Consider the following 16,871-nt stretch of genomic DNA (forward strand, 5'->3'; position numbering starts at 1 on the left):
TCCCGGTTGAGAGAACTGGCTTTTGTAGTCAGAGAAACTCTATGAATTCTTCGAATTTCTCTGTCTGATGTTCCAGTGTCCAGTTTCTTTTTAAGACGTATTCTCTGTACTTTCTGGAGTCATAATCATCGCTGATGATTTTTTCTACGGCCTCTTCAACACTTGTAAAAAGAAACTCCTCATCGTAGAACTCCTCTGCACCTGGAAAATGATGGATCACAGGCTTGATCCCTTTTGCCATGGCTTCAACGATGCTGTAGCCGAAACTTTCGTGAATGCTGGTGGAGAGAATATAATTTTTGTCTTCCCACCATTCGTCCATATCGTCCACCCAGCCATAGAAGATCACGTTCTTCTCCAATCCCATTTTTTTCACCAGATGTTTTATATAAATCTCATAGAGATCATCTTTGAACTCCCCTGCCACGTGGAGTGTGTATCTGGAATCGATCTGAACGAGTCGTTTCATGACTTCCAGTGCCAGATGAAGATTTTTTCTTGGAATGATCCCGGCCACCCATCCGATGTCGAAGCCCTTTGATCTCTCTTTCAGAATGAATCTTTTAAGATTCAAACCGTTGTGAATCACCACTGTTTTCTCCGGAAGTTTCACTCCCCTTCCTTCCACAACCTTCTTAACAAACTCTGAAACAAAAATGGCTCCATCTAGGTTTTGCCAGTTTATCAGGGAACTGTACTCTCTCAAAAAATGGTACTCTCTGAAAGCCTCGTATCTGTGAAGTCTGACGAACATCCTTTTCTTTCTCCTTAAGAGGCTGGCCACCACAGCCACTGGGGATGCCCACTCTATCCAGACGATGTCAGCCCATCTCATCGCTCTCTTGAGGGTGTTGGGAAAAAGAGAACAAACGATCCTGACAACCCATGGTCTTGCGATGCCTTTATCGTAAAGGATGGTAAGAACACTGAAGAAAAAGTAGTACTCTCTTCTGGGAACAAGGAATTTTCTCACCCAGAACTTCTTCGAAAGTCTTTCAATCAGATCATCGGTGAAACTGTCCGCTCCTTCTGCAACAACCAGAGCCAGTTTTTTCCTGCTCACACACTCTCTGAGTTTTTTCATCGCACTCTTGATTTTTCCCTGAACACGCTCACTATCTTCCAGTTGAGCGTTCTTGAGAGATCTCCTGTACCACTTCAATGCTGCCTTGAAATCTCCCTCGAAGAACAGAACATCCCCGAGGATTTCTTCCATGGAAGAATCCGGTCCGAAGAGTTTGAGATAGCGAAGTGCGAATTCTTTTGCACTCCTCCATCTTCCAAGCCGATGCAGAACAACAGCGGAGTTATAGATGGATTCTGCATCTTCCGGGTTTTCAGAGAGGATTTTTCTGAACAATCCAAGTGCCTTGTTGTAGTTTCCCTTATTCATATGTTCCATCGCTTCTTTTTTCAGGTCTGATACCATCTTTCTATCACCTCAACGATCCTTCCGGCAGCGTTTCCGTCACCGTACAGTCCATCTGGATAGTCAGGTTCGTCTTCTTGCATCAGTACGTCAGAGAGGTTTTCTTCACTTGCCAGTTTGTTCCAGCCTGCCTCGACGAGTTCCCTCCAGCCTGTGTCTGGCATCACCACAACCGCCTGTTTTCTTGCAAAGTACGCCTCCTTCTGAAGACCGCCGCTGTCTGTCACAACCTTCCAGCACTTCTTCACAAGGCCCATCAGGTTCAGATAATCCACAGGATCTATCACTTCGATCCCTTCAAGAAGTCCTTCCAGTCCGAATTCTTTCACCCTCTTCTTCGTTCTGGGATGTATCGGAAAAACGACTCTCTTTTCTCTGGAGACTTCTTTCAGATGAGAGAGGATCTTTTTCAGTTTCACGGGATCGTCCACGTTGAAATCTCTGTGGAGTGTGACAAGAACGTAGTCGTTTTCCTTCAGGTTCAACTCTTCAAACACGTCGTATCTGAACCTGTTTTCCATCTCAAGAAAGAGGTCGTACATCACATCACCGGTGAAATAAACACCTTCTGTAATGCCTTCTTTTCTCAGGTTCTCCACGGCAAGTTCACTGGGACAGAAAAGGATCTGAGAGACATGGTCTGTGACCACCCTGTTGATCTCTTCTGGCATGTCCTTTGGTTTCTGTCTGATACCTGCCTCAACGTGGGCAACGGGTATCTTCAGTTTTGCAGAAACAAGAGCACCAGCAAGTGTTGTGTTCGTGTCACCGTACACGAGAACAAGATCTGGCCTTTCCTTCAAAAGGACCTTTTCGAACTCTATCATGATCTTTCCGGTCATTTCACCGTGGGTTCCGGATCCCACGTTGAGGTTGTAGTCTGGCTTTCTGATTTGAAGGACCTCGAAGAACACGTCAGACATGTTGTAGTCGTAGTGCTGTCCGGAGTGAACGAGTACTTCCTTGATCCCCTTTTCTTTGAACCTTCTGTGAAGCACTGCTTCTTTTATGATCTGAGGCCTTGCACCAACCAGTGAGAGTACTTTCATTCGATCACCTCATCTCCATGATCCTTTCAACAAGTGGTTTCATTTTGATTTCCCAACTGAGGTGCTCTTCCGCGTATTTTCTCATCAAAAGAGGATAGTCAGGATGTGTCTTTTTCAACTCTTCGTAGAAGGATATCACTTTCTGGATATCAACGGGTGACTCATCCGAAGGAATTCTCAGCAAGAATGGAAAATCTTCGGGAAAGTCCACATCTTTGTATCCAACGACGAATGGAATCCCCCTCGCACAATACTCTCTCACCTTGAGAGTGCTTCCTGTTTTCAAATTTGAACGGTGCATGCCAAGGCTTGCCACTGCAACGTGCGATGAATCAAACAACCTGTCCAGTTCCCCACCGTGTTTTGGTCCATGGAAAACAACGTACTCTTCCAGTTCCAGTTTTTTGGTGAGTTTCTTCAGCCTGGGAAGTTCCGGCCCGTCACCTACGATGTGAAAGTACACCTTCCTTTCAGGGGTTCTCCTATAATATTCCCAAAGCCCTCTTACCACCCGATCGTATCCGTGCCAGTATCTAAGTCTTGCCACACCGATAAGATTCAAAACATTTTCGTCAGGAACAGGCTTTCTTAAGGTCACGTCTGATGGATCTATTCCGTTGGAAATCGTGATCAACTTCCTTCCAGAGAGCTCTTTTTCACCGAAGACCACAACAAGATCAACAAGATCGTTTATTCGTCTGTATCGAGGGTAATACACTAGAAAAAACAGGGGCCCGTAAGTTCTGAAAAACTCGTACCTGAAAGGATAGGTCGGATATTCAAGGATTATCTTTGTGTTTTTTCGTCTGATTTCTTCCAGAAATTTGATCGATTCTTTCACGGGAAGAAATGCTCTGGTGTATACAACATCAAAATCCTTCAATTCTTCACCTGTGGTTTTAAAGAACCACTTCGTCCTTCTGAGTACTCTGATGGCTTTCACCATGAAGTTGTCAGAATCGGTGAACAGGAACTCTTCTGACAACGGTATGCGTTTTTCAACCTTCCATTCCTTACCGTTATAGAGAACAACATCGTTTCCTTCCAGCGTGAGGAGGTATGAGTCAAAATATCTGGAAAAAACCTTCATCTGTGCTATGAGTTTTTTTCTAACACCGAGGTTTCTATCAAAAAAGACGTACGCTACGTAAACGAGTTTCATGACTCATCCCCCAGATAAGAGAGTTCTTGAGGGTGATCTTTTTCCATCATCCACCTCACACCCTTCACTACGACCCAGGTGTCCAGATAGTCGAAGAGCCATTCAAAGAGCGTTGTCCAGATGAGAAAAACGGTGATTGTTCTCAGGGAGAAGTACCCGGTGAGGGCACCGTAGAAGAAGATCACGTTGTCCACAAGTTGAGCGAGTTTCGTCGCTGCGTTGTCACGGAGCCACAGGTGTTTTCCAAAAAGACCTTCTGTTCTCTTCAGAAAATCCTGAAAGCGCGCCTTGAAGACACCGGACACAACGAAGGCAATCCAGCTGAAGATCGTGGTCCTCCAGACGGGAAGAAAGAGAGCCTTCATGTGTTCGTGCGCCCAATCTTCGCTGGAAGGGATGTAACCAAGCGCGATCAGCATCCCCACCAGAAACACGACCTGGGCAAAGAAACCCACCGCCACCAGCTTCTGCGCCTCTCTGTACCCGTACACTTCGGTTACGATGGCGATCAACGTGACAAAGAAAGGTCCAAGGAAAACCCCGGCATACAGTTGGACACCCGGAAGCAATTCGTAAGCCTTCAAAACGGCGACGTTCATGTAGAGAACAAGAATCGCCCCAAGGGCGTACATTCCTTTCAGATCGAAAAAACGTATCGCAAAGAAAACAAGGAGAACTCCCACGAGATACTCGAGCCCAAGAAATACCCAGTTCACCAGCATCAGCACCGCCTCCACACAAGAACGTTGTCTCTGAATTCTCTTTCAATCTCTTTCCTATCCAGGAGAAAGCTGAGGTACGCGTGAACGGTGGATCTGTAGAGTACGTACTGAGTAAGGTTTTCCAGAGTGATTTCGAATCTGTTGAAGAGCTGTTTCATCAGTTCGTCTGTGCTCACAGGATTTACTGTGATTTCCAGAACAGCGTTGATGATGTTCTCCACCGTCTTTCTGTTTTTCTCCACAAGTTCACCGATATCTCGAGTCACCTCTCCATGAGACGGAACGTAGCAGCTGTAGTTTGTCTTTTCAAGAAAGTCGAGCGTTTCAAGGAACTTCTCCACGCTGTAGATGACGAATATTCTGTGTTTTCTCAGTGTTTCTTCAGAAAACACGGCGTCTGCACAGAAAAGGACACCATCCACAGCCACTCCGATCTGGTTCGGTGAGTGTCCAGAAAGAGGTACTATCTCAAGATCCACGCTCTCAATCGTGATGGTTCCCTCTTCGATCGCCTCATCGACAGCGGAGGGGTCTGCCATGAGAAACTTGTTTCTGAGTTCACCTGGAGGATGAGCACCGTACAGGTAGAAAGGCTCAAAGACGGTGTTTTCTATGATCTCTTTTTCCATCTTTGGGGCGAACACGCGGGTGGAGAAGCGCTTTTTCAGAAAGGCGTTCCCACCGCAGTGGTCGGCGTGAGAGTGGGTGTTTATGAGATACAAAGGAGGCTTTTCCAGAAGTCGAGAAATCTTTCTTGGCACGCTCTCATCGAGCCCGCTGTCCACGAGAACGGCGGTGCTTTCTGTGTACACAACACCTATGTTCACCGGATTTGGAACGTAGGCCACTCTCTCTGTGAGACGCTTTATTTCCACGGTTTCAGGACCTCCCGAAGATCGAGTCTTTGGAAGACCATACCGGCTACTTGATTTTATCCTCCACAAATGGTAGTATTTCTCAGAGCCCAGTTTTTTGTCAAGGAGGTTTTTATTATGAGTATGCACGAACATGAGCATGAACATGAACACGAACACACAACGGAAGTTTTCAGCCTGATCGATCAGGATGGAAACGAAGTCTTCTTCCACAAGCTGGGAGAAGTGGAGGACGAAGGAAATCTCTTCTGGGTCTGCGAAGAGGTCTTTCTGAACGACGCAAGAGACATGATCGAAGACCTCGGTGAAGTCTACATCTTCAAAGCGGAAGAAACCCCCGAGGGTGTTATGCTTGAAGGAGTAGAATACGCAACGGCTCAGAAAGTCTTCGAAAAGTGGCAGAACAGCATACCCGATATCGAAGAGATCTTCTTCGAAGAAGACACTGAAGAGGACGGAGAATGAAGAAGGGCGCTTCAGCGCCCTTCTTTCATATCTTCAGGTATGGAAGGAGTCCCATCTGTCTTGCCCTCTTGATAGCTACCTTCACCATTCTCTGGTGCTTTGAACAGTTTCCGGTGAGCCTCTTTGGTATGATCTTTCCCTTGTCGGTGAGAAATTCACTGAGAAGCCTTGTGTCTTTATAATCAACGTAGTCCAATTCCATTTCACAGAGTCTGCACTTCTTGACCTTCTTTCTTTTTCTCTTGTAAGCCATCAAACACACCTCCCTCAAAATGGTGGTTCATCTTCACTGAAAGTATCGCTGGAAAAGTCTTCCTCCGGTATCTCCAGTTCCTCTTCAGTCTCGTTGACCGTTTCAGCAGGTTTTCTGTCCATGAATCTAACAACGTTTGCGACAACCTCCGGAGATACCCTTTTTTCTCCAGACGGTGTTTCCCATCTTCTCATTCTCATTTCACCTTCGATGAGAACAAGCCTTCCCTTGGTGAGATAGGTTCCCGTGAATTCTGCGAGTCTTCCAAAGGTAACAACATTGAAGAAATCCGTTGTCTGAGCATCGTCCGGCGCGTTCTTTCTGGGAACCCTGTCCACCGCTATCGTGAAGGTGGTGACGGGAGTTCCGCTGAGCGTGTATCTCTTTTCAGGATCTCTCACGAGTCTTCCTATGAGTATGATCTTGTTGAAGAAAGACATTAAGCTTCGGATCCTCCTTCACCTGTCTCGACAGCTTCAGCAGCTGCCTTTTCTCTCTGCGCCTTTCTCTCTTTCTTTTCCAGATCGAACCTTCTGAAGGTCTGCCATCTGATGATTTCGGGTGTCACTCTGTAGAAATTCTCCAGCTCCTGAAGGTTCTGACCATCGCACCTGAAGTAAATCACCGTGTAATCTCCTTCGCTGAACTTCTTGATCTCGTAGGCGAACTTTCTCATACCCATCCTTTCCACTTTTTCGATCTTTCCCTTGACTCTTTCTTCGATGATCTTCTTGACTCTTTCGACGAGATTTTCTCTCTCTTCCTCTGGAACGTTCGGTGCGATGATGAACATGCTCTCGTAGATCCTCTCTTTCACGTAAGCCACAGAAACCCACCTCCCTCGGACGTTCGGCCCCACCTCCGGATGGGTGGAGCGGGATTTCACTTTCACGATTATACCATCATCTTCTGAGTCTGCAAAGAGTCGGAAACTTTCCTGTTTCCAGATATTCTTTGAAGCCTTTTATGCATATCGGAGTTATTTGCGGACAGTATGTGAGAAAGTTCATGAAATCGACGACCCTGTCGGCGATGCTCTCCTCGAGGTTGAAAAAGATCTCCCAGGCACCTTTTTCTGCCTCTTCTTCGTTGAGGAAGAGGATCTTCTTCAGAAATTCTTTCAGGTTGTTGAATCGCTCCATTTCTTTTTGAGCGAGCTCCATTCCCTTTTTCGTCAAAGAGATAGGGCCTCTTCTCACGTAATTTATGAACTTTTTGGTTGCGAGGTCCTCCAGAATCTGCTTTGCGGAGGGCATTTTCACTTTCAGGAAGTCCGATACTTTCTTCAGTCTCGTGCTTCCCTCTTCAGTTGTTAAAAGAACAGCGAGGAGATACCTTTTTTCGGTTGGTGACAACATATTTCTACCTCCCTTTAAGGTTATTCTAACACAGATTTTAAAGTGGTAGAATATTCTCGAGTTCGGATGAGGGAGGGATAGACTTGAGATTCTTCGGAATGGTTCTGATACTTCTCGGTGTGCTCATCCTTCTTTCCGTCTTCAACGTGTTCGATGTCTCGTTCGGAAAGTTTCTTGGAATCGCCTTCGCTGCTCTCTTCGGGTACGCGGGGGTCAATGCGCTCGTGAAAAAAGGCTTTCCAAACGGCCTCGTCTCCTGTGCCATAGCTACCGTTCTGTTTCTTCACGTCTTCAACGTGCACAGGTTCACCTTCTGGGAAGGTTTCGTCGTTTTCTTCTCCGTTCTTCTCATAGAGTGGGGCTTTTTCGCTATCCTGTCTCACAGGGATTGAATCTTCATTCCGAGAGCTCTCATGTACCCCATCGAGGTGGCGTACTGGATCGATCTGGTCCATCCGGAACAGTCTCCCACCACGTGTAGTCCTTCCACGATGTCGTTCAGGAACTTGTTCGTGTAGAACTTCACCTCGACGGCGTAGAGCAGGTTGTCGAAGTAGGAAGCCCCCGGTATGACCTTCTCTAAGTTCTCAATGAAATCCACAAGGGATTCTCTGATCTTCGATGGAAAGACGAGGTTCGCGTCTCCCAAAATGTAACTTTCGGGATCCAGAGTGGGATGAACCCTTCCGAGCCTCTTCGTCCTTCTGAACTCTTTGAAATCCCCGTACGTCTGCAGAATCACCTTCTCTCTGTCGCCGGCTAAGATGTTCGCGAGTTTTGCGAGGTTAACACCGTATCCCGTGGGATCCCTGAACGGCTCTGTGAAACGTGTCGTGACGAGAATAGCGAAGTTCGTATTCTCCGTTTTGTGAAGGCTGTCAGAATAGCCATTCACCGTTGTGAAGTCTTCGTACTTTTCCAAGGTCACTTTTCCCGCCGGATTCTGGCAGAAGATTCTGCAGATGTAACCAGTTTTAGTTCTGTACCGAACCTTCACCTCGTACATATCGGAGAACGGATCCATCACGTGGTTTGGAAGTTCGTACCTGACACCGATGTCGACGAACTGGTTCGGTCTGACAAGCTGTGGATACTTCTCTTTGAGGCGCTCCATGAGTCTGTGCCCGCTTCTTCCAACGGCGATCACAAGCTCATCGAACTCGTATTCTCCCCTGTTCGTGTGCACCCTGTGGGGAGGACCGAACTCCACGTCCTCCACGGTGGTTCCAAAGAGAAACTCTATGTTCTCGAAGGAAGAGAAGTACTTGTATATGTTTTTGTTGGTCTCCTTCAGGATGTCCGTTCCCAGATGGAAGAAATAAGATTTCACCGGCTCGAAGCCGTGGTGATAGAAACGCTTGTAGATATCCTCGTCCGAGAAGGACTCTCCGAACTCTATCTTTTTGCCATCCCTTTCGAAAGACTTCAGGTAGCTCACGATGCCCTCTCTTTTATCGGCGGTGGGAGTGTAGCCGGAGAACTTCAGATAGAACTCCACTGTCTTTGCCTGTATCTCAAGGGGAATGTAGATCTCCCCTCCCATGCCGTGGGAGATGAAGATCTTCCCGTCCATTCTCACACCGGAGATGGTGTTGTAGGAGTAATCTTTTCCTCTTTCTAGAACTGTGATCCTGTAGTCTTTCACCCTTCCGCTCTCTATGAGTCCGTTGATGAACCCGATAGCGCTCGCTCCAAAGCCGACTATTCCGAGTCTCTTCAACATCCATCACTCCTCGAGCAGTTTCTTTCTCAATTCTTCGAGTGTGACAACCTCCCCTTTTATCTTCTCCAGATAGATCTTCCTGTACTCCTCGTCACCACCCGGGACGATGTATATCTTGCCCTTGAAATTCTCAATGGCCTCGATCTCTTTGTCCGAAAGCTTCTTTGCAAAGCTCAATCCACCTTCTTTGGGAGTTGAGACGATGAGGATGTCCACACCCTCCAGGTCTTTCAGCATCACTTTCGGGTACTTCACGTTGTATCCTCTCTTTTCCAGTTCTCCCGCGAGCGCTTTGAGTTCCTCCAGATAGTCGTTCTCGTGAAGGGTGTCGATCATGATCACACCCTTCAGCTTTTCTTTCACGAAGAAAACGCTCGACTGAACGAGTTTCCCGTCCACAAGGAAAGAAACACGATGGTAGCCTTTCTCCAGCGATCCTGTGGGAACGACGAATCTTTTCACCTGGTACGGTGAGAACTTCAGCTCTACCTCTCTCAACGAATTCCCATCGAGAAGAACGGAAAGCTTCACATTCTGGTCTTCACCGGTCACGTTGTAGATCTCGAAGTAGACCTTCGCCGATTCACCGTCGTGTATCTCTTCTGGAGAGATCCTCACACTGTTCACGTAGACAGAAGAAGGAATCTGAAACCAGATCGGTGAGGTGACTATCTCGTCACCGTCGAACTGTTTCATGTAAACGAAGTACCACTCGTATCCATCGGGAGGTATGACTGAGAGAGTCAGATTCAATCTCTCTGTGTTCGGTCTGAGTTCCAAAACGGTCCCGCTCTGAGAGATGACGGCAAGGTAGAGGAGTTTTTCTGTGTCTTCGTACTCGAGGTTGATCTTCTGGGGAGAGAGATCTTCCACAAAAACGATGTCTCCCATCAGATGGGTATCGCTCTTCAAAAGAACTTTGACGTTCTTGTCTTCGCTTCCGAAGGTGTGCCTCTTCCAGAGGGCGTCCATTATGTCGTCGTAGGTCAGAGCGTCCGCCACGATGCCGGTTCTTCCCTCGTTCGCGCTTCCCCAGTTGGGCTTGTGGTTGTCCTGTCCCACGGTGGCACCGAGGTGCCATCCTTTGTTCAGCGCGAGGATGTAGTTTCCGAACATCTCCTCGTTTATCACGTCTCCTGAGGCCCAGTTCCCGTTTCCTACCTCGATCAGGTTCACGTACTGGTCCGCTTCCGGGAAGTACCGGAACGAATCGAAGGTCCCAAAGGTGCTTATGGGATGGTTGAACTGGGCGAGCTTTTTGTGTTCGGCGAGCCACCTGTAGAAACCTTCGAGGGAACTTTCCTGGTTTCTGTCGATCCACTCGAGAGACTCGTACACGTTTATGTGTCCCACTCCCGCGATCCACTCGAAACCCTGAAGTGCGACGAACTCACCGTCTTTTGTGTGCCTCTCCGCGGCAAGCTTCGTCAGATAAGGCTTCGTATTTCCATCGATCTTCTGGGTGAAGTAGTAGGCGTGGTCCGTTATTGCGAGAACGTCGAGATAACTCTTCGCATACTCGTAGGCCTGGTCTGGTGTTCCAGAACCATCTGAATAGGAGGTGTGTGAGTGAAGGTTTCCATAGTATATCCCTCCAAAGACCACACAGGAGAGAACGAGCAACAAGAGAACGAGCTTTTTCATGCTATCACCTCTTTCATTTCAATCCGGTCCTCGCGATTCCCTGGATGAAGTACTTCTGGGTGAAGATGAAGAGTATCACCACGGGAAGAATCGAGAACGTAGCGGCCGCCATGAGCAGGTTGTACTGTGTTCCAACATCGGAACTGAACGCCTGAAGTCCCACGGGCAGTGTTCTGTACTTTTCGCTGTTTGTGACGATGAGGACCCACAGGAACGCGTTCCAGCTTCCGACGAATTTGAGAAGTGCAGAGGTGATGACGGCAGGCCTGCTGAGAGGCACCACCATCTGCCAGAGAAACCTCCAGTGAGAACATCCGTCTATCTTTGCAGCATCGAAGAGTTCCCTTGGTATGGTCAGAAAGTGCTGCCTCAGAAGGAATATCGCGAAGACACTGACGATCCAAGGAATTATGAGGGCGTAGTAGGTGTCAATCCAGCCGAGTTTCGAGATCGTGATGAAGTTGGGAACGAGGAGCACCTCTCCCGGGATCATCATGGTCGCAAGGAAGAGACCGAAGATGAAGTCTCTTCCGGGAAAGACCATCCAGGAGAAGGCGTACGCGGCGAGAGATGCGGTAACCACCTCGAGCAGAGTGGTTATCGTCGCCACAAAAAACGTGTTGAAGTAGTACCTTGGGAAGGGTGCTGCGTTCCAGGCATCAACGTAGTTCTGGAAGATGTTAGCCAGCACTTCGGAGAACGAAAATCTGAGTTTCACAGAGTCGATGGGTTCATCACTCAGGAAAACGGAAGGGACACCCTCCAGAAGGATTTCTATCACTTCGCCACCCTTCACACGGACTTCCTTCACAAAATCAGGAGCGTCCACAATCTTCCAGGAGCTCATCGCGTCTTCGTAGGCTTTTCTGAGGATCGCAACGCTTTTGAGATAACTGGCCACTTCGTTGAGAAGGTTTTCATCCAGATCGAGTTGAGAGAGTTTCGACTTCAACACTCTGTAGGTGCTGCTTTCAGCGAGTTTGATGTCCATCTCAGCGACCATTTGAGAGAAATTTTCTGTTTCGATCCCGTTTTCCTGTGCGAGAGAGATCAGAGAAGAGACAACCGGCTTCGTCGAAGCGATGGTGAGGAGATCCACTTGGTACTTCTCCGAGAGCTCTTTCTCCTTCAAAGAGACATAGCTTTCAACGGGATTTTTTGACTCTCTCAGTAGTCTTTTTACAAGCTCTCTGTCAGGGAAGTCTTCGATCTTTTTCAAAAAGAGCGCTTCTCTTTCATCCTTTTTCATCGAGCGGGCGACGATGTCTTTTTCCACGGTGAGGTTCTGAACACTCTGGAAGAAGTCGCTGACCTCGAGATAGTAAGAAACGTTTCTCTTCACCTCTTCGAAAGGAGAGACTACGTTCTTTCTGTAGACAGGAACGAGCGGATTGTCTCCAGAGTATTCGAGCCGTAAACCATCGAGAAGCTCATAGAGTTTCTCCACTTCTTCGTCGGAGAGAACGAGAGTGGTACCCGATTTCATGCTGAGCACTTCATTCTGGAAAGAAGAAAGATCTCCACTCACGGTCTCGAGAAACGAGAGATATCTTTTCCTTTCTTCCTCATCTTTTATCCTGACGTCCGCAAATCGATTCATCTGAGAGATGGTCCGCAGAGCACCCTCTACTGAACTCAGAATTTCGTTCACCAGTTTTGCACGTTGAAGGTACGGATCCGCACCGCTCTTGTAGTAGATGAAGAACTGCTCGAAGAATTCTTCCGGGGTGTTCCAGGAGAATTCCACCGGGGATTTCGAGGAGAGTTCTTTGACTTTTTCAACATCTACCCCCGTTGTGTATCTTGCCCCTTTGAGAGGGATCACCATCGTTCCTCTTTGGAACGGGTCGTCGTTCACCGTGATGGTGAGCAGATTTTTTTCGGCCGTTTTCAAAGCGTACGCTTCTCTCAGGCTGACTCCCTTTGCGACCCTCTGAACACCAGGTTTCAGGATCGTTTTCACGTCGCGCGAAAAAGCGAAGTTCTTCGTGTAGAAGCTCGGGGGCCATTGCTGAACCTCCGAAGGTGCTTTGAAGGAGGTGAGCAGCATCCAGATGAAAGGTCCCAGCATGACAACGGCACCGAATACGAGGAGAATGTATATGACCAGCTTCTTCACACTATCACCTCACGAAACATATTCGACCGCTCTTTTTCCAACCCTGTACTGGATGAAGGTGAAGATCAGAATGATCGCAAAAAGAATATAGGCTGCCGCCGAAGCAATTCCCATTCTCTGTTGTCTGTAGAACAGATCGAACACGTAGTAAACGAGCGTCATTCCGCTGTTGTTGTACGGTCCCGGAAGCCCATCGTAGAGGACGTAGACTTCCGCGAAGACCTTGAAGGCTCCTATCAGGGAAACGATGAGCAGAAAGAAGGTCGTCGGTGACAAAAGCGGCCAGGTGATGTAGAAGAACTTCTGGAAAGAATTTGCGCCATCCACTTCTGCCGCCTCGTAGTAGGACCTGTCTATGTTCTGGAGTCCCGCGAGGAAGATCACTGCATCGTACCCTACGGTCTTCCAGACGGAGACGATGGCTATCGTGGGAATAGTCCATCTTTCGTCTTTCAACCAGGAGATGGGCTCCATGTTGAACAGAGAGAGGATGTAGTTCAAGAGACCGAATTCGTCGTTGAAGATCCACTTCCAGACAAGAGAGATTGCAACAACTGATGTGACGAAGGGTATGAAGTAGGCGGTCCTGAAGAACACCCTGAACTTCACGTTGCTGTTCAGAAGAAGGGCGATCACGAGAGAAAGGAAAATCTGCGAAGGAACGCTCAGTATCACGTAGTACAGTGTGTTGGTGAGCGACTTCAGGAAGAGATTCTTGTCCTTCGCGTCGAGCAGGAAGTTCACCAGCCCAGGAAGAGACGAGCTCAGCTCCACGAAAACGAAGACCGCAAGAAACAGAATGAACCAAAGCCAGGTGTTCTTGAGTTCCACCCGTTTGAAGTCGTACAACAGCCAGCTCCAGGAGATAGCCGCAGCCAGAAAAGAGAGGATGGGATTTTCCGCGTTGAAGAGGTTCAAAACGATGTAAATCAATACAATGAGAGTGTTGGAAACGATGCCTGAGAGGGTTCTTTTCCTGATCAGATGGACGATCAGCATCACAATCGCACCGGCAACCGCGAGATGAAAGAAGGTGTTCAGAACGGTGAAAACGAAAGAGTACTTCGGAGGATAATCAAACTTGAAGATCTCGACATAGTTTTCAAGCCCTGTGAAATAGGGATTCTTCATGTTTCTGAAATCCCACTTGAAGAAGCTCAGAACGAAAGAGAATCCAACCGGCCAGAAGACGAACATTCCGAGGATCACGAGTGATGGAAGAAGAAAGAGGTACGCAAGAACTGCTTCTCTCAGCTTCTTCGATGGTTTCATACTCAGACCTCTCTTTCCTTGAGTTTCTTCACATTCAAATTATAACCTATGCGGTATAATTCAAGGGGAAATCATTGAGAAAGGAGGGATTCCTGTGAAGAAATTTCTCGTTGCTCTCATGGTGGTTCTCAGTGTTTTTGCCCTCGCGAAGGTGAAAGTCACGTTCTGGCACGCCATGGGCGGGGGACACGGCAAAACTCTCCAAGAGATAGTGAACACCTTCAACGAACTTCACCCGGATATCGAGGTCGAAGCGGTCTATGTTGGAAACTACGGTGCACTCTCTCAGAAGCTCCTCGCAGCAGCGCAGGCAGGAGAACTTCCCACGATCGCACAGTCTTATTCCAACTGGACGGCAAAACTCATCCAGAGCGGTGTCGTGCAGCCTCTGAACGAGTTCGTGAACGATCCGAAGATAGGGCTGACCAGGGAAGAGTGGGAAGATGTCTTCAAACCTCTGAGAGACAACTGTATGTGGGGAGACACCGTCTACGCGGTTCCGTTCAACAAGAGTCTCTACATACTCTACTACAACGCGGACGCCTTTGCAATGTACGGTGTGGATGTGCCCAAAACGATCGATGAACTCTACGAGGCGGCTCGAATCATGACTGAAGACCTCGACGGAGATGGGAAGATCGACCAGTACGGTTTTGGCTTCAGGACGACCGTTGACTTCTTCCAGATACTCCTCACCCTCCGCGGTGGTTCCATCCTGAAACAGGTCGACGGAAAGTGGGTCTCAAACATCGACAGCCAGGAAACAAGAGAGGTCCTTGCCTTCGTGAAGAAGATGGTGGACGATGGTATCGCGTACTTCCAAGGTGGATACCTCAACGATATCTTCGGTCAGCAGAAGATCATGATGTACATCGACACAATAGCGGGAAGGCCCTACGTGGAAAGCTCCACAAAGGGTAAGTTCACCTGGAGCTGGGCGCCCGTTCCCACCTGGGTGACGAACAAGGTGCCGTTCGCCGGAACGGACATCATCATGTTCAACACGGCGAGTGAAGAGGAGAAGAAAGCAGCCTGGGAGTTCATGAAGTACCTCATCTCTCCTGAGGTGACCGCCTACTGGGCGATCAACACAGGGTACATACCTGTGAGAAGAAGCGCCCTCGAAACGTCGATCTGGAAGGAAGCGGCAAAATCCGATCCTCTGCTCGAAATACCGCTGAAACAGATAGACAACGCCGTGTTCGATCCGCAGATCGGTGTATGGTACGAGATCAGAACGGTGGTTGGAAACATGTTCTCTGATTTCATCAACGGAAAGGTGGATATGGAAACGGCGATAAAGACGGCGGATCAGAAGATAAGGGAGTATCTAATGGAAGAGTACGGCGAATGAGCGGGAGGCTGTTCCTCCCGCTTTTCTTTTGTTTAAAACTCCTTTAAAGAAAACATGAGAAAATCAAAACAAAGTACGGGATCCAACGATCCCCTTAAATTTTTTATATCGGAGGTGAGCTGTGTGTTCCGTCTCAAAGAGAACGGGACGAACGTGAAAACGGAGATTTTCGCGGGTATCGCAACTTTCCTCACCATGGCCTACATAGTTTTTGTGAATCCTTCCATCCTCGTTCAGGCGGTCGGTGTGGACGCGAGCAGTCCCCTGTACCAACAGTTCTTCGGCGCCTTCATGGTCGCGACGATACTGGGATCCGCCACAGCCACTCTCGTCATGGCCTTCTTTGCGAACTATCCTTTCGCACTCGCACCCGGCATGGGATTGAACGCGTACTTCACCTACACCGTGTGTCTCGGCATGGGAATAGATTGGAAAGTAGCCCTCGCTGCCGTGTTCGTTGAAGGTCTGATCTTCATAGGACTGACACTCGTTGGATTCAGAAAGTTCGTCGCCGGGATCATACCCGAGTCCATAAAAGTGGCCATCTCTGCGGGTATTGGTTTCTTCATCGCGTTCATAGGGCTGAGGAGCGCGGGAATCGTCGTGTCCAATCCCGCCACTTCCGTTGCCCTCGGCGATCTCACGAATCCCGGTGTGCTCGTGACGGTCGTGGGGCTCCTCGTGATCGTGGCGTTCTACCACAGGAAGATCCCGGGAGCGGTGATGATAGGGATTCTCGTGGCCACACTCGTGGGTGCCATCCCCGGCATAGGAGTCACGAAGTACCAGGGAATCGTCGGTCCCGTTCCGGATATATCTCCGACGTTCATGAAGCTCGACTTTTCTGGATTTTTGAACCTTGACTTCTGGATCGTTGTTCTTACCTTCTTCTTCGTTGACTTCTTCGACACACTCGGTACCATCACAGGACTCGCTCAAAGTGCTGGTTTTGCGAAGAACGGAGAGCTTCCGAGGGCAAACAGGGCGTTCCTCGCAGATGCGATAGGAACCTCTGTAGGAGCGCTCTTCGGAACTTCGACGGTGACCACGTACATTGAAAGCGGTGCTGGAATTGCGGAAGGAGGAAGAACTGGACTCACGGCCCTCGTCGTTGCCCTCTGTATGCTCGCCATGCTCTTCTTCGCCCCTCTTGCCCAGACGGTTCCTGGATACGCAACCGCTCCCGCTCTGATCTTCGTTGGAGCGCTCATGATCGGAAACCTTGGAAGAGTGAAATGGGACGACATCACAGAAGCGCTCCCTGCGTTCATCACCGTCATAACTATGCCACTCACATACTCCATAGCCAACGGAATAGCACTCGGTATCATTTCCTATGCACTGGTGAAGTTCTTCTCTGGAAAATCAAAAGAAGTACACTGGTTCACCTGGATCCTTGCTCTTGCTTTCGCCCTGTGGCTGCTCTTCATAAAGCATTGATATGCA

At 48.6% G+C, this 16,871-nt stretch carries 17 protein-coding genes; 4 read left to right on the plus strand and 13 right to left on the minus strand.

Annotated elements, in window-relative coordinates:
* Positions 1-28: 28 nt before the first annotated feature.
* From MC24_RS09330 to MC24_RS08390, 5 genes are read right to left on the minus strand one after another with little or no spacing between them, the layout of a single operon-like run.
* Positions 29-1,429, minus strand: a complete 1,401-nt coding sequence (locus MC24_RS09330; RefSeq protein WP_052125272.1) for a glycosyltransferase — start codon at positions 1,427-1,429, stop codon at positions 29-31.
* Positions 1,414-2,478 carry a non-hydrolyzing UDP-N-acetylglucosamine 2-epimerase gene (wecB, locus tag MC24_RS08375; RefSeq protein WP_038054491.1) on the minus strand — a complete coding sequence of 355 codons (1,065 nt, stop codon included), beginning with the start codon at positions 2,476-2,478 and terminating at the stop codon, positions 1,414-1,416. Before wecB ends, MC24_RS09330 begins: the two co-directional genes overlap by 16 nt.
* A gap of 4 nt (positions 2,479-2,482) precedes the next feature.
* Positions 2,483-3,640: a glycosyltransferase gene (locus MC24_RS08380; protein ID WP_038054494.1), complete on the minus strand. Its 1,158-nt coding sequence runs from the start codon at positions 3,638-3,640 to the stop codon at positions 2,483-2,485.
* Positions 3,637-4,362: a queuosine precursor transporter gene (locus MC24_RS08385; RefSeq protein ID WP_038054497.1), complete on the minus strand. Its 726-nt coding sequence runs from the start codon at positions 4,360-4,362 to the stop codon at positions 3,637-3,639. The genes MC24_RS08380 and MC24_RS08385 overlap by 4 nt, the downstream gene beginning before the upstream one ends.
* On the minus strand, positions 4,362-5,237 hold the full coding sequence (locus MC24_RS08390; protein WP_038033748.1) for an MBL fold metallo-hydrolase: 876 nt from the start codon (positions 5,235-5,237) through the stop codon (positions 4,362-4,364). The genes MC24_RS08385 and MC24_RS08390 overlap by 1 nt, the downstream gene beginning before the upstream one ends.
* Positions 5,238-5,354: 117 nt before the next feature.
* On the opposite strand from MC24_RS08390, the gene MC24_RS08395 reads away from it, so the two are divergent.
* Positions 5,355-5,702, plus strand: a complete 348-nt coding sequence (locus MC24_RS08395; RefSeq protein WP_011942977.1) for a hypothetical protein — start codon at positions 5,355-5,357, stop codon at positions 5,700-5,702.
* 25 nt (positions 5,703-5,727) lie between these two features.
* Here MC24_RS08395 and rpsR read toward each other — a convergent pair whose 3' ends face one another.
* The 4 genes from rpsR to MC24_RS08415 all read right to left on the minus strand — a co-directional run bounded on the left by rpsR (position 5,728) and on the right by MC24_RS08415 (position 7,313).
* Positions 5,728-5,955 (minus strand): 30S ribosomal protein S18, encoded by a 228-nt coding sequence (rpsR, locus tag MC24_RS08400; protein WP_011942978.1) that lies wholly within the window; start codon positions 5,953-5,955, stop codon positions 5,728-5,730.
* A gap of 14 nt (positions 5,956-5,969) precedes the next feature.
* Positions 5,970-6,395 (minus strand): single-stranded DNA-binding protein, encoded by a 426-nt coding sequence (locus MC24_RS08405; protein ID WP_011942979.1) that lies wholly within the window; start codon positions 6,393-6,395, stop codon positions 5,970-5,972.
* Entirely contained in the window at positions 6,395-6,781 is a 387-nt protein-coding gene (rpsF, locus tag MC24_RS08410; protein ID WP_011942980.1) for a 30S ribosomal protein S6, read from the minus strand. Before rpsF ends, MC24_RS08405 begins: the two co-directional genes overlap by 1 nt.
* A gap of 76 nt (positions 6,782-6,857) precedes the next feature.
* Positions 6,858-7,313, minus strand: coding sequence for a metal-dependent transcriptional regulator (locus MC24_RS08415; protein ID WP_038054500.1), 456 nt, complete (start codon positions 7,311-7,313; stop codon positions 6,858-6,860).
* 83 nt (positions 7,314-7,396) lie between these two features.
* On the opposite strand from MC24_RS08415, the gene MC24_RS09705 reads away from it, so the two are divergent.
* The gene (locus MC24_RS09705; protein ID WP_038054503.1) at positions 7,397-7,705 is read left to right on the plus strand and encodes a hypothetical protein; all 309 of its coding nucleotides are present in this window, start codon (positions 7,397-7,399) and stop codon (positions 7,703-7,705) included.
* Here MC24_RS09705 and MC24_RS08425 read toward each other — a convergent pair.
* The 4 genes from MC24_RS08425 to MC24_RS08440 are packed head-to-tail and all read right to left on the minus strand — an operon-like array spanning position 7,693 to position 14,071.
* Positions 7,693-9,036, minus strand: coding sequence for an NAD(P)/FAD-dependent oxidoreductase (locus MC24_RS08425; protein WP_038054506.1), 1,344 nt, complete (start codon positions 9,034-9,036; stop codon positions 7,693-7,695). The two genes, MC24_RS09705 and MC24_RS08425, sit on opposite strands and share 13 nt — an antisense overlap.
* Before the next feature lie 3 nt (positions 9,037-9,039).
* Positions 9,040-10,680 carry a CehA/McbA family metallohydrolase gene (locus tag MC24_RS08430; RefSeq protein WP_038054509.1) on the minus strand — a complete coding sequence of 547 codons (1,641 nt, stop codon included), beginning with the start codon at positions 10,678-10,680 and terminating at the stop codon, positions 9,040-9,042.
* A gap of 13 nt (positions 10,681-10,693) precedes the next feature.
* Positions 10,694-12,799 (minus strand): carbohydrate ABC transporter permease, encoded by a 2,106-nt coding sequence (locus MC24_RS09710; protein ID WP_038054512.1) that lies wholly within the window; start codon positions 12,797-12,799, stop codon positions 10,694-10,696.
* A gap of 9 nt (positions 12,800-12,808) precedes the next feature.
* Complete coding sequence (locus MC24_RS08440) at positions 12,809-14,071, minus strand: carbohydrate ABC transporter permease (RefSeq protein WP_038054515.1); 1,263 nt, start codon at positions 14,069-14,071, stop codon at positions 12,809-12,811.
* Positions 14,072-14,165: 94 nt separating this feature from the next.
* On the opposite strand from MC24_RS08440, the gene MC24_RS08445 reads away from it, so the two are divergent.
* Positions 14,166-15,425, plus strand: coding sequence for an ABC transporter substrate-binding protein (locus tag MC24_RS08445; protein ID WP_038054518.1), 1,260 nt, complete (start codon positions 14,166-14,168; stop codon positions 15,423-15,425).
* A gap of 123 nt (positions 15,426-15,548) precedes the next feature.
* Complete coding sequence (locus MC24_RS08450; protein WP_038054521.1) at positions 15,549-16,865, plus strand: NCS2 family permease; 1,317 nt, start codon at positions 15,549-15,551, stop codon at positions 16,863-16,865.
* Positions 16,866-16,871 lie beyond the last annotated feature (6 nt).

Source organism: Thermotoga sp. Mc24 (genome assembly GCF_000784835.1).
Taxonomy (GTDB): domain Bacteria; phylum Thermotogota; class Thermotogae; order Thermotogales; family Thermotogaceae; genus Thermotoga.

What these genes read in the sequence shown, in the direction of transcription:
- MC24_RS09330 (WP_052125272.1), bottom strand. Translation starts at nt 1,429, where the DNA reads ATGGTATCAGACCTGAAAAAAGAAGCGATGGAACATATGAATAAGGGA.
- wecB (WP_038054491.1), bottom strand. Translation starts at nt 2,478, where the DNA reads ATGAAAGTACTCTCACTGGTTGGTGCAAGGCCTCAGATCATAAAAGAA.
- MC24_RS08380 (WP_038054494.1), bottom strand. Translation starts at nt 3,640, where the DNA reads ATGAAACTCGTTTACGTAGCGTACGTCTTTTTTGATAGAAACCTCGGT.
- MC24_RS08385 (WP_038054497.1), bottom strand. Translation starts at nt 4,362, where the DNA reads ATGCTGGTGAACTGGGTATTTCTTGGGCTCGAGTATCTCGTGGGAGTT.
- MC24_RS08395 (WP_011942977.1), top strand. Translation starts at nt 5,355, where the DNA reads ATGAGTATGCACGAACATGAGCATGAACATGAACACGAACACACAACG.
- rpsR (WP_011942978.1), bottom strand. Translation starts at nt 5,955, where the DNA reads ATGGCTTACAAGAGAAAAAGAAAGAAGGTCAAGAAGTGCAGACTCTGT.
- MC24_RS08405 (WP_011942979.1), bottom strand. Translation starts at nt 6,395, where the DNA reads ATGTCTTTCTTCAACAAGATCATACTCATAGGAAGACTCGTGAGAGAT.
- MC24_RS08415 (WP_038054500.1), bottom strand. Translation starts at nt 7,313, where the DNA reads ATGTTGTCACCAACCGAAAAAAGGTATCTCCTCGCTGTTCTTTTAACA.
- MC24_RS08425 (WP_038054506.1), bottom strand. Translation starts at nt 9,036, where the DNA reads ATGTTGAAGAGACTCGGAATAGTCGGCTTTGGAGCGAGCGCTATCGGG.
- MC24_RS08430 (WP_038054509.1), bottom strand. Translation starts at nt 10,680, where the DNA reads ATGAAAAAGCTCGTTCTCTTGTTGCTCGTTCTCTCCTGTGTGGTCTTT.
- MC24_RS08440 (WP_038054515.1), bottom strand. Translation starts at nt 14,071, where the DNA reads ATGAAACCATCGAAGAAGCTGAGAGAAGCAGTTCTTGCGTACCTCTTT.